Annotated in this window: 14 protein-coding genes; 12 read left to right on the forward strand and 2 right to left on the reverse strand. The window is 56.2% G+C overall.

Annotated features, from left to right (window positions below; translation table 11 throughout):
- The 6 genes from DEO48_RS23250 to rraA all read left to right on the forward strand — a co-directional run.
- Positions 1 to 214 (forward strand): substrate-binding domain-containing protein (locus DEO48_RS23250; protein WP_181367050.1); only part of this gene is annotated, 214 nt, incomplete at its 5' end.
- Between the two features lie 93 nt (positions 215 to 307).
- A complete protein-coding gene (gene ftsN / locus DEO48_RS23255) occupies positions 308 to 1,303 on the forward strand; it encodes a cell division protein FtsN (protein WP_039264217.1) in 996 nt (331 codons plus the stop codon).
- 94 nt (positions 1,304 to 1,397) lie between these two features.
- Entirely contained in the window at positions 1,398 to 1,928 is a 531-nt protein-coding gene (hslV, locus tag DEO48_RS23260; protein WP_008501802.1) for an ATP-dependent protease subunit HslV, read from the forward strand.
- A 9-nt stretch (positions 1,929 to 1,937) separates the two neighbouring features.
- Positions 1,938 to 3,272, forward strand: coding sequence for an HslU--HslV peptidase ATPase subunit (hslU, locus tag DEO48_RS23265; protein WP_023309685.1), 1,335 nt, complete (start codon positions 1,938 to 1,940; stop codon positions 3,270 to 3,272).
- 68 nt (positions 3,273 to 3,340) lie between these two features.
- Entirely contained in the window at positions 3,341 to 4,261 is a 921-nt protein-coding gene (menA, locus tag DEO48_RS23270; RefSeq protein ID WP_033146936.1) for a 1,4-dihydroxy-2-naphthoate polyprenyltransferase, read from the forward strand.
- Positions 4,262 to 4,353: 92 nt separating this feature from the next.
- A complete protein-coding gene (rraA, locus tag DEO48_RS23275; RefSeq protein WP_023309687.1) occupies positions 4,354 to 4,839 on the forward strand; it encodes a ribonuclease E activity regulator RraA in 486 nt (161 codons plus the stop codon).
- A gap of 83 nt (positions 4,840 to 4,922) precedes the next feature.
- Here the strand turns inward: rraA and zapB are convergent, their stop codons facing one another.
- A complete protein-coding gene (zapB, locus tag DEO48_RS23280) occupies positions 4,923 to 5,162 on the reverse strand; it encodes a septal ring assembly protein ZapB (RefSeq protein ID WP_010436935.1) in 240 nt (79 codons plus the stop codon).
- A 399-nt stretch (positions 5,163 to 5,561) separates the two neighbouring features.
- On the opposite strand from zapB, the gene DEO48_RS23285 reads away from it, so the two are divergent.
- The 4 genes from DEO48_RS23285 to fpr all read left to right on the forward strand — a co-directional run bounded on the left by DEO48_RS23285 (position 5,562) and on the right by fpr (position 9,945).
- A complete protein-coding gene (locus tag DEO48_RS23285; RefSeq protein WP_014885705.1) occupies positions 5,562 to 6,407 on the forward strand; it encodes an MIP/aquaporin family protein in 846 nt (281 codons plus the stop codon).
- 21 nt (positions 6,408 to 6,428) lie between these two features.
- A complete protein-coding gene (glpK, locus tag DEO48_RS23290; protein WP_023309688.1) occupies positions 6,429 to 7,937 on the forward strand; it encodes a glycerol kinase GlpK in 1,509 nt (502 codons plus the stop codon).
- Positions 7,938 to 8,091: 154 nt separating this feature from the next.
- Entirely contained in the window at positions 8,092 to 9,102 is a 1,011-nt protein-coding gene (gene glpX, locus DEO48_RS23295; RefSeq protein ID WP_109846428.1) for a class II fructose-bisphosphatase, read from the forward strand.
- 96 nt (positions 9,103 to 9,198) lie between these two features.
- A complete protein-coding gene (fpr, locus tag DEO48_RS23300) occupies positions 9,199 to 9,945 on the forward strand; it encodes a ferredoxin--NADP(+) reductase (protein WP_109846429.1) in 747 nt (248 codons plus the stop codon).
- Here the strand turns inward: fpr and DEO48_RS23305 are convergent, their stop codons facing one another.
- A complete protein-coding gene (locus DEO48_RS23305; protein ID WP_023309691.1) occupies positions 9,946 to 10,365 on the reverse strand; it encodes a DUF805 domain-containing protein in 420 nt (139 codons plus the stop codon).
- Positions 10,366 to 10,477: 112 nt separating this feature from the next.
- Between DEO48_RS23305 and DEO48_RS23310 the strand changes: the two genes are divergently transcribed.
- Both DEO48_RS23310 and tpiA read left to right on the forward strand, forming a co-directional pair.
- Positions 10,478 to 11,074 carry a DUF1454 family protein gene (locus DEO48_RS23310; RefSeq protein ID WP_109846430.1) on the forward strand — a complete coding sequence of 199 codons (597 nt, stop codon included), beginning with the start codon at positions 10,478 to 10,480 and terminating at the stop codon, positions 11,072 to 11,074.
- Positions 11,075 to 11,185: 111 nt separating this feature from the next.
- Positions 11,186 to 11,953, forward strand: coding sequence for a triose-phosphate isomerase (gene tpiA / locus DEO48_RS23315; protein WP_014172206.1), 768 nt, complete (start codon positions 11,186 to 11,188; stop codon positions 11,951 to 11,953).
- Positions 11,954 to 11,987 lie beyond the last annotated feature (34 nt).

Consider the following 11,987-nt stretch of genomic DNA (forward strand, 5'->3'; position numbering starts at 1 on the left):
ACCGAAAGATTTATCGATCATCGGATTCGACAATATTTCGCTTTCAGAATTTTGCGATCCTCCGCTCTCAACGGTCGCTCAGCCGCGCTACCAAATTGGCCGCGAAGCGATGCTCCTTCTGCTGGATCAGCTGCACGGTCAAACAGTTAGCAGCGGCTCGCGGTTGCTGGACTGTGAACTGATTGTCCGCGGCACTACCCAGGCATTGACTTAAAGTAAACGTCTTTCGGATACCCTTATCTGGTCAAAGCCCCGCCGCTTAAGTAACATGGCGGACTGACGAACGAATAAATACAGCGAAACGATAGTGGCACAACGAGATTATGTACGTCGCGGCCAGCCGGCACCTTCGCGACGCAAAAAGAGTAGCTCAAGGAAAAAGCAACGTAACCTGCCTGCTGTCTCGCCAGCAATGGTCGCTATTGCTGCGGCTGTAGTCGTCGCCTTTATTGGTGGCCTGTACTTTATCACGCACCATAAAAAAGAAGAGTCTGAGGCGCTTCAGGCCAGTAAAGTTGCCGGAAACGGCCTTCCTCCGAAGCCTGAAGAGCGCTGGCGCTATATCAAAGAGCTGGAAAGCCGTCAGCCCGGGGTGCGTGCGCCAACCGAACCTTCTGCGGGTGGTGAAGTGCAGAATGCGAATCAGCTGACGGATGAACAGCGCCAGCTGCTGGCCCAAATGCAGGCCGATATGCGCCAGCAGCCTACGCAGCTGAACGAAGTGCCTTGGAATGAGCAGACCCCGGCGCAGCGCCAGCAAACGCTGCAGCGACGTCAGGCGCAACAGCAAATCCAGCAGCAACAACAGCAGCAGTGGGCGCAAACCCAGCCGGTGCAGCAGCCGAAAGCACAGCCGCGGGTAACGGAACAGCCATACCAGCAGCAGACGCGTACGGCGCAGTCCCAGCCTGTTCAGCAGCAGCCGAAAACGCAGCCGCAGAAACAGGCGGCTCAGCCGTATCAGGATCTGCTCCAGACGCCAGCGCATACCACCGCGCAGCAGCCGAAAACGCAACAGGCCGCGCCGGTCACCAAAGAGACCGAAGCGCCGAAGCAGACGGCTGAGAAAAAAGACGAGCGCCGCTGGATGGTGCAGTGCGGTTCGTTCAAAGGTGCCGAGCAGGCGGAAACGGTGCGCGCGCAGCTGGCCTTTGAAGGGTTTGATTCGCGTATTACCACCAATAACGGCTGGAATCGCGTGGTGATTGGTCCGGTCAAAGGCAAAGAAAATGCCGATGGCACCATTTCGCGGTTGAAAATCGCCGGTCACACAAACTGCATTCGACTCGCCTCCGGGGGTTGAAACCCCCAAAATCCCCCCCATCTATCATTTAATTCAGCCCTGAGCACAGGCTCAGGGCTTCTGTTTCCCGATTCTGTAACCAGGGGGTCTGCTCGTGACAACAATAGTAAGTGTACGCCGTAACGGCCATGTGGTAATCGCCGGTGATGGCCAGGCCACGCTGGGTAATACCGTCATGAAAGGCAACGTGAAAAAAGTGCGCCGCCTCTACAACGACAAAGTGATCGCCGGTTTTGCAGGCGGCACGGCGGACGCCTTTACGCTGTTTGAACTGTTTGAACGCAAACTGGAAATGCACCAGGGTCATCTGGTGAAAGCTGCCGTTGAGCTGGCGAAAGACTGGCGTACCGACCGCATGCTGCGCAAGCTCGAAGCGCTGCTGGCGGTCGCCGATGAAACCGCATCGCTTATCATCACCGGTAACGGTGACGTGATTCAGCCGGAAAATGACCTGATTGCCATCGGCTCTGGCGGCCCTTATGCCCAGGCTGCTGCCCGCGCGCTGTTAGAAAATACCGACATGAACGCGCGTGATATCGCGGTGAAGGCGTTGGATATTGCAGGCGATATCTGCATTTATACCAACCACAACCACACCATCGAAGAATTGACCTCCAAAGCGTAAGGATCTCCCATGTCTGAAATGACCCCACGCGAAATTGTCAGCGAACTGAACAAACACATTATCGGCCAGGATAACGCCAAGCGCTCCGTGGCTATCGCTCTGCGTAACCGCTGGCGTCGTATGCAGCTTGACGAAGAGCTGCGCCACGAAGTGACGCCAAAAAACATTCTGATGATCGGTCCAACCGGCGTCGGTAAAACCGAAATTGCCCGTCGTCTGGCCAAGCTGGCTAACGCGCCGTTCATCAAAGTTGAAGCCACCAAGTTCACCGAAGTGGGCTATGTGGGTAAAGAAGTGGACTCCATCATCCGCGATCTGACCGACTCGGCGATCAAGATGGTGCGCGTCCAGGCGATCGAGAAAAACCGCTATCGCGCGGAAGAGATGGCCGAAGAGCGCATTCTCGACGTGCTGATCCCACCGGCAAAAAACAACTGGGGCCAGGCAGAGCAGCAGGCGGAACCGTCCGCTGCGCGTCAGGCATTCCGCAAAAAACTGCGTGAAGGCCAGCTGGACGACAAAGAGATTGAGATCGATCTCGCTGCCGCGCCAATGGGTGTGGAAATCATGGCGCCTCCGGGCATGGAAGAGATGACCAGCCAGCTGCAGTCCATGTTCCAGAACCTGGGCGGCCAGAAGCAGAAAGCGCGTAAGCTGAAAATCAAAGACGCGATGAAGCTGCTGATTGAAGAAGAAGCGGCGAAGCTGGTAAACCCGGAAGAGCTGAAGCAGGACGCTATCGACGCGGTTGAGCAGCACGGTATCGTGTTTATCGACGAAATCGACAAAATTTGTAAGCGCGGCGGCAACAGCTCCGGCCCGGACGTGTCCCGCGAAGGCGTTCAGCGCGACCTGCTGCCGCTGGTTGAAGGCTGCACCGTCTCCACCAAGCACGGCATGGTGAAAACGGACCACATCCTGTTTATCGCTTCAGGGGCGTTCCAGGTTGCCAGCCCGTCGGATCTGATCCCCGAACTGCAGGGCCGTCTGCCAATCCGCGTTGAGCTGCAGGCGCTGACCACCGAAGATTTCGAACGTATCCTGACCGAGCCGAATGCCTCTGCTACCGTGCAGTACAAAGCGCTGATGGCGACCGAAGGCGTGAACCTCGAGTTCACCGAAGACGGTATCAAGCGTATTGCCCAGGCCGCATGGCAGGTCAACGAAACCACCGAGAACATCGGTGCGCGTCGCCTGCATACCGTGCTGGAACGCCTGGTGGAAGATATCTCTTATGACGCGAGCGACCTTAACGGTCAAACCGTTACCATTGACGCAGAATATGTGAGTAAACATCTGGATGCGTTAGTGGCAGATGAAGATCTGAGCCGTTTTATCCTATAATCGCGGTTACTGGATTCTCATCACGTTTAATGGGGGCTAATGCCCCCATTTTTATTGGCTAAATACTTATGACTGACATCAGCCGTACTCAGGCGTGGCTCGAAAGTCTGCGCCCTAAAACGCTTCCTCTGGCCTTTGCCGCGATTATCGTCGGCACCGCCCTTGCCTGGTGGCAGGGTTATTTTGATCCGCTGGTCGCCGCGCTGGCACTGATTACCGCCGGCCTGCTGCAAATTCTCTCCAATCTCGCCAACGACTACGGCGACGCGGTAAAAGGCAGCGACAAGCCGGACCGCATAGGGCCACTGCGCGGAATGCAGAAAGGGGTAATTACCCAGGCGCAGATGAAACGCGCGCTGATTATCACCGTAGTGCTGATCTGCGTATCCGGCCTGGCGCTGGTGACGGTGGCGTCTAAGACCACCAGCGATTTCATTGGCTTCCTGGTGCTGGGTTTACTGGCCATTATCGCGGCCATCACCTACACCGTCGGAACGCGTCCTTACGGTTATATTGGGCTCGGGGACATCTCCGTACTGGTGTTCTTCGGCTGGCTGAGCGTGATGGGAAGCTGGTACCTGCAGGCGCATACGGTGATCCCTGCCCTGTTCCTGCCCGCGACCGCCTGCGGCCTGCTGGCGACGGCGGTGCTCAACATCAACAACCTGCGCGACATCGACAGCGATCGCGAGAACGGCAAAAATACCCTGGCGGTTCGTCTGGGGCCGGTCAATGCGCGCCGCTATCACGCCTGCCTGCTCATTGGCGCGCTGGTTTGCCTGGCGCTGTTTAACCTGATTTCCTTGCAGAGCTTGTGGGGCTGGCTGTTTGTGCTTGCCGCGCCGCTGCTGATTAAGCAGGCCCGCTTTGTGATGCGTGAACTCAGCCCGTCCGCCATGCCGCCAATGCTGGAACGTACGGTAAAAGGCGCGTTGCTGACTAACCTGTTGTTCGTCATCGGGATTGTGTTAAGCCAGACGCTGCGTTAGCTGACAAATATCAATTAACAATTGATGATTTTGCCAACAATGCATTTCGCACGATATACTGATCACATTCGCAGCAACTGAGCGTTAAACCTATGAAATACGATACCTCCGAGCTTTGTGACATCTACCAGGAAGATGTCAACGTCGTTGAACCGCTGTTCTCCAACTTTGGTGGGAGGTCGTCGTTTGGCGGTCAAATCGTCACGGTGAAATGTTTCGAGGACAACGGGTTGCTGTACGATCTGCTCGAACAGAATGGCCGCGGCCGCGTTCTTGTGGTCGACGGCGGCGGTTCCGTGCGCCGTGCATTAATTGATGCTGAACTGGCCGGCATTGCCGTTCAGAATGAGTGGGAAGGCCTTGTGGTGTACGGTTCCGTGCGTCAGGTGGACGATCTGGAAGACCTGGATATCGGGATTCAGGCCATCGCGGCCATACCGGTAGGGGCGGCGGGTGACGGCATCGGTGAAAGCGACGTGCGCGTCAATTTCGGCGGCGTGACCTTCTTCTCCGGGGACCATCTCTACGCCGATAATACCGGCATTATCCTTTCCGAAGATCCGCTGGATATCGAGTAGTAAAAAGTCAGCGACAACCATAAAAAAGCCGGGTGGCGGCGACGCCTTACCCGGCTTATTTCATCTGTATTTTCCGAGAGAAATTAGACTTCTTCCATACGTCCCAGCAGCGCCTGCAGGCGATCCTGCCAGCCGTTCTGCTGTTCGCGCAGCTGGTTGTTTTCGCGCTCCAGTTCTTCGCGGCCGTGCTGAGCGTTCTGAACTTCCTGCGCCAGGCTGTTGTTCTTTTCTTTCAGCTCTTCAATTTCCATCTGCAGCAGGGTGATGGTGTCAATCGCCTGCTGTACTTTCGATTCCAGTTTCTCAAACACTTCTAAAGACATGATGCTACCTCTCCTGAATTGCAAGGCGACGCTTTAACATAAACGCGCACGACATATACCGTCGATTGTATGGAGCGCGGCGCTCTGTGTCCAGCGACACACCGCGCAGATCGCGGTTTGCAACACTTTTAGGTCTGGTCCTGGTGTGTTCGCGTCATATACCCCTAAATTGTTAACTGATTCGTTAATGAAATGATTCAGCTCACATTCCTGTACTGATGCAAAAATGTGCTTTATGGCGCGAAAACGCTCATTTTATTGACACAGACCACACATTTTGATTTCGATATTTCTCGTTTTTGCTCGTTAACGATAAATTAACACTATGTCTACAGGGCATCGTGGCTGTCACGGGCGGCCATGCTAACAATAAACATCAATTTCTTCAGGATTCCGATTATGAGTCAGACATCAACCTTAAAAGGCCAGTGCATTGCCGAGTTCCTTGGTACCGGGTTGTTGATATTCTTCGGAGTGGGCTGTGTCGCTGCACTGAAAGTGGCGGGTGCCAGTTTTGGTCAGTGGGAAATCAGTATCATCTGGGGTCTGGGCGTGGCGATGGCCATCTACCTGACTGCAGGGGTTTCTGGTGCACATCTTAACCCGGCGGTGACAATCGCACTGTGGCTGTTCGCGTGCTTCGACGGACGCAAAGTTGTTCCTTTCATTCTTTCTCAGTTTGCCGGCGCGTTTTGCGCAGCGGCGTTAGTTTACGGGCTTTATTACAATCTTTTCATCGACTTCGAACAGACGCATCATATGGTACGCGGCAGCGTCGAAAGTCTGGATCTGGCAGGCATCTTCTCAACCTACCCTAACCCGCATATCAATTTTGTGCAGGCGTTCGCAGTTGAAATGGTGATTACCGCTATTCTGATGGGCGTTATCCTGGCGCTGACCGACGACGGAAACGGCATTCCGCGCGGCCCGCTGGCACCCCTGCTGATTGGTTTGCTGATTGCGGTGATTGGCGCATCCATGGGCCCGCTGACCGGCTTCGCGATGAACCCGGCACGTGATATCGGACCAAAAGCCTTCGCCTTTATCGCCGGCTGGGGCGACGTCGCTTTCACCGGTGGCAAAGACATTCCTTACTTCCTGGTACCGCTGTTTGCGCCGGTTGTCGGGGCTGCGCTGGGTGCGTTTAGCTACCGCAAATTAATTGGTCGCCACTTACCGTGCGACACCTGTGTGGAAGAGGAGAAGGAAACGACTTCTACCGCACAACAAAAAGCTTCGCTGTAATCTGACTACGGGACACATACCATGACCGAAAAAAAATATATCGTTGCGCTCGACCAGGGCACTACCAGCTCCCGCGCTGTCGTAATGGATCATGACGCGAACATCGTCAGCGTGTCACAGCGCGAATTTGAGCAAATTTATCCTCGTCCAGGCTGGGTAGAGCACGACCCGATGGAGATCTGGGCGTCACAAAGCTCCACGCTGGTCGAAGTGCTGGCGAAAGCCGATATCAGCTCCGACGAGATTGCCGCGATTGGTATTACCAACCAGCGTGAAACGACGATTGTCTGGGAACGTGAAACCGGTAAGCCCATTTACAACGCTATCGTCTGGCAGTGCCGCCGTACATCCGAGATCTGCGAACAGCTGAAGCGCGACGGTATGGAAGAGTACGTGCGCAGCGCCACCGGTCTGGTGGTTGACCCGTATTTCTCCGGCACCAAAGTGAAATGGATCCTCGACCACGTAGAAGGTTCACGCGAGCGTGCTAAACGCGGCGAGCTGCTGTTCGGTACCGTCGATACCTGGCTTATCTGGAAGATGACCCAGGGACGCGTTCACGTCACCGATTACACCAACGCCTCGCGTACCATGCTGTTCAACATCAACACCCTGGAGTGGGATGACAAGATGCTGGATGCGCTGGATATCCCACGCGCGATGCTGCCTGAAGTGCGCAAGTCTTCTGAGGTATATGGCCAGACCAACATCGGCGGTAAAGGCGGCACCCGTATTCCTATCGCCGGTATCGCCGGTGACCAGCAGGCGGCGCTGTTCGGCCAGCTGTGCGTCAAGGAAGGGATGGCGAAGAACACCTACGGCACCGGCTGCTTTATGCTGATGAACACCGGCGAGAAGGCGGTGAAATCAGAAAACGGCCTGCTGACCACCATCGCCTGCGGTCCGCGCGGCGAAGTGAACTATGCGCTGGAAGGTGCGGTGTTCATGGCGGGTGCATCCATTCAGTGGCTGCGCGACGAAATGAAGCTGATCAGCGATGCGTTCGACTCCGAGTACTTCGCGACCAAAGTGAAAGACACCAACGGCGTGTACGTGGTGCCTGCGTTCACCGGTCTGGGCGCACCGTACTGGGACCCGTATGCACGCGGCGCAATTTTCGGGCTGACGCGCGGTGTGAACTCTAACCACATTATTCGCGCTACCCTGGAATCCATCGCCTACCAGACGCGCGACGTGCTGGAAGCGATGCAGGCTGACTCCGGTATTCGTCTGCACGCCCTGCGCGTGGACGGCGGTGCGGTAGCGAATAACTTCCTGATGCAGTTCCAGTCCGACATTCTCGGCACCCGCGTTGAGCGCCCTGAAGTGCGTGAAGTGACGGCGCTGGGCGCGGCGTACCTCGCCGGTCTGGCGGTAGGCTTCTGGCAGAACCTGGACGAACTGCAGGAAAAAGCGGTTATCGAACGCGAATTCCGCCCGGGCATCGAAACCACCGAGCGTAACTTCCGCTACAGCGGCTGGAAAAAAGCGGTGAAACGCGCCCTGGCGTGGGAAGAGCACGAAGAGTAATCCCCCTCACCCCGGCCCTCTCCCCAAAGGGGAGAGGGTGTTTTAGGTCCCCTCGCCCCTTTGGGGAGAGGGTTAGGGTGAGGGGAGTACAGACCGCACCTTACCCACTCTGTGATAAACTTCGTGCAATTCCTTTTGATTGCACGAGTACCTCATGAAACGTGAACTTGCTATCGAGTTTTCTCGCGTCACCGAAGCGGCCGCCCTTGCAGGCTATAAATGGCTGGGCCGTGGCGACAAAAATACCGCAGACGGCGCTGCCGTCCATGCCATGCGCATAGTACTTAACCAGGTCAACATTGACGGCACCATCGTGATCGGCGAAGGCGAGATCGACGAAGCGCCGATGCTCTACATCGGTGAAAAAGTCGGTACCGGCAAAGGCGATGCCGTGGATATCGCCGTCGATCCTATCGAAGGCACCCGCATGACGGCGATGGGTCAGGCCAATGCGTTAGCGGTGCTGGCCGTCGGCGATAAGGGCTGCTTCCTGAACGCGCCGGACATGTACATGGAAAAGCTGATTGTCGGCCCAGGCGCGAAAGGCGCAATCGACCTTAGCCTGCCGCTGGAAGAGAACCTGCAAAACATCGCCAAAGCCCTGGGCAAACCCCTTAGCGAACTCACCGTCACCATTCTGGCGAAACCGCGCCACGACGCCACCATCACGCAGATGCAAAAGCTCGGCGTGCGCGTGTTTGCTATCCCTGACGGTGACGTTGCCGCCTCGATCCTGACCTGCATGCCGGACAGCGAAGTCGACGTGCTGTACGGCATCGGCGGCGCGCCGGAAGGTGTGGTCTCTGCGGCGGTGATCCGCGCGCTGGATGGCGATATGCAGGCCCGTCTTCTGCCCCGTCATGAGGTGAAAGGCGACAGCGAAGAGAACCGCCGTATCGGGGAAAACGAGCTTGCGCGCTGCGAAGCGATGGGCATCGAGGCCAATAAAGTGCTGGCTCTGGACGAAATGGCGCGTAGCGATAACGTTGTCTTCTCGGCGACCGGCATCACCAAAGGCGATCTGCTGGACGGCATCACCCGCAAGGGCAATATGGCCACCACTGAAACCCTGCTGATCCGCGGTAAATCACGCACCATTCGCCGCATCCAGTCAATCCACTATCTCGACCGCAAAGACCCGGACGTGCAGACGCATATTCTGTAAAACCGTTTGATCGATAGAGCTTTCCGGCCCTGACGGGCTGGAAATTATCACCACAAGTACGGAAGATAGAACAGAGAAACAGCACAGGAGAAGATCATGGCGGACTGGGTAACAGGTAAAGTCACAAAGGTACAGTTCTGGACCGATGCGCTATTTAGTCTCACCGTACATGCTCCCGTCCACCCGTTTAAGGCCGGGCAATTTGCGAAGCTGGGGCTGGACGTCGACGGCGAGCGCGTGCAGCGCGCCTATTCTTACGTTAACGCACCTGATAACCCGGATCTCGAGTTCTATCTGGTCACCGTTCCTGACGGTAAGCTCAGCCCGCGCCTTGCCGCCCTGAAGCCCGGCGACGAGGTGCAAATTGTGAGTGAAGCGGCAGGCTTCTTTGTGCTCGAAGAGATCCCTGACTGCGACACGCTCTGGATGCTGGCAACCGGTACGGCCATCGGCCCTTATCTCTCTATTTTGCAGTACGGCAAAGATCTGGAGCGCTTTAAAAACATCGTGCTGGTGCACGCTGCGCGCTACGCCGCGGACCTGAGCTATTTGCCGCAGATGCAGGCTCTTGAACAGCAGTACGGCGGGAAGTTAAAGATTCAGACGGTGGTCAGCCGTGAAACCGTAGCAGGAGCGCTTACCGGCCGCGTGCCGGTGCTAATTGAGAGTGGAGCCCTGGAAGACGCGGTGGGTTTGCCGCTGAACGCTGAAACCAGCCACGTCATGCTGTGCGGCAACCCGCAGATGGTGCGTGATACGCAGCAGCTTCTGAAGGATACCCGGCAGATGACGAAACATCTTCGCCGCCGACCGGGCCATATGACCGCCGAACACTACTGGTGATCAGCGGTATTTCACCTCAAGGGTGTCTTTACCGTATTTGTTTTCGCTCTGGGTGCCAATAAACGCGCCCAGATCGACAATCATCATCACGAAGATGACCGACGGCAGCAGCCTGCCCACAACCCACGGCAGGATGGACGGAAGCATCGCCCAGTTTCCCGCCACCAGCATCCACGCCAGAATAATCAGAAATGCCCACGCGCCGGAACGTCCGCGATCGTGCAGCCGCTTTACGACAACCGCCGCCGTTGGCCATAGCAGACAGACCAGCGCGAAGGCCGCCGTTTGCGTGCTCAGCCAGGCGTTGTAAGCAACGAAAAACAAAAGCAGCATGGCGACAACCCACGTCACCATCCAGATCCAGAAATCACGGCGTCCAATACGCCCTTTGAATGAAAACAGCCACTGCTGTATGGTCATGTAAGGTTCCTTATTATCGTATAGCGCGCATTTTACCCTGGAGTTGTGACCTTTTGACAAGCCGACCAGATATCGTTTTAATCATGAGCACTTACGGCCAGGGGCAATGTTGATGAAAAGTTCGGCACGTTCTCTTTTCCTGTGTTTAGCGCTGCTCAGCGCGGGTTATCCCCTGCACGCCGCCGAAACCCCAGCCCCGACCACAGCACCCTATCTGCTGGCGGGCGCGCCGTCGTTCGATCAGTCCATCAGCCAGTTTCGTGAAACCTTCAATCAGACCAACCCCACGCTGCCGCTGGATGAGTTTCGCGCTATTGATGGCTCACGAGATACCCCCACACTGACCCGTGCGGCAAGCAAGATAAATGAGAATTTGTATGCTTCCACGGCGCTGGAGCGCGGTACGTTAAAAATCAAAAGCATGCAAATCACCTGGCTGCCGATACAGGGGCCAGAGCAGAAAGCCGCTAAGGCGAAAGCGCTGGAGTATATGAGCGCGGTATTGCAGGCCTTTACCCCTGCGCTGACGAAAAAGCAAAGCCAGCAAAAGCTGCAAAAACTCCTTACCGCCGGGAAAAACAAGCGTTACTACGCCGATACCGAAGGCGCGATCCGCTATGTTGTGGCGGACAACGGCGAAAAAGGACTGACCTTCGCTGTTGAACCGATTAAGCTGGCACTATCTGACACTCTCGGCGGGGCGAATTAATGACAAAAAGCAAAGCCTTTCGAGGGAAAATCTCTATACTGATTCACAGACCATGCTGCCCGACAGGGTGGCCATATTCCTTAATTCGCTTATTTAGCGTGGAGAATTGAAATGCGACATCCTTTAGTGATGGGTAACTGGAAACTGAACGGCAGCCGCCACATGGTAAACGAACTGGTTGCGAACCTGCGTAAAGAGCTGGCTGGCGTGACGGGCTGCGCGGTTGCTATCGCTCCGCCGGATATGTACCTGGATCTGGCTAAACATGCCGCTGACGGCAGCCACATCATTCTGGGTGCGCAGAACGTTGACGTTAACCTGTCTGGCGCGTTCACCGGTGAAACCTCCGCTGAAATGCTGAAAGATATCGGCGCAAAATACATCATCATCGGCCACTCCGAGCGTCGCACCTATCACAAAGAATCCGACGAGTTCATCGCGAAGAAATTCGCCGTGCTGAAAGAGCAGGGTCTAATCCCGGTTCTGTGCATCGGTGAAACCGAAGCGGAAAACGAAGCGGGCAAAACCGAAGAAGTGTGCGCACGTCAGATCGACGCAGTACTGAAAACTCAGGGCGCGGCAGCGTTCGAAGGCGCGGTAATCGCATACGAGCCAGTCTGGGCGATCGGTACCGGCAAATCTGCAACCCCTGCGCAGGCTCAGGCGGTTCACAAATTCATTCGTGACCACATTGCTAAAGCCGACGCGAAGGTCGCTGAGCAAGTGATTATTCAGTACGGCGGTTCCGTAAACGCCTCCAACGCTGCTGAGCTGTTCACCCAGCCAGACATCGATGGCGCGCTGGTTGGCGGTGCATCCCTGAAAGCTGACGCTTTCGCGGTGATCGTTAAGGCAGCAGAAGCGGCTAAACAGGCGTAATTGCCTTTGCGGCGGGTGGCGCTTGCGCTTACCC

The sequence above is a fragment of the Enterobacter sp. CGMCC 5087 genome (genome assembly GCF_003144775.1).
In the GTDB taxonomy this organism is placed as follows: domain Bacteria; phylum Pseudomonadota; class Gammaproteobacteria; order Enterobacterales; family Enterobacteriaceae; genus Enterobacter; species Enterobacter cloacae_M.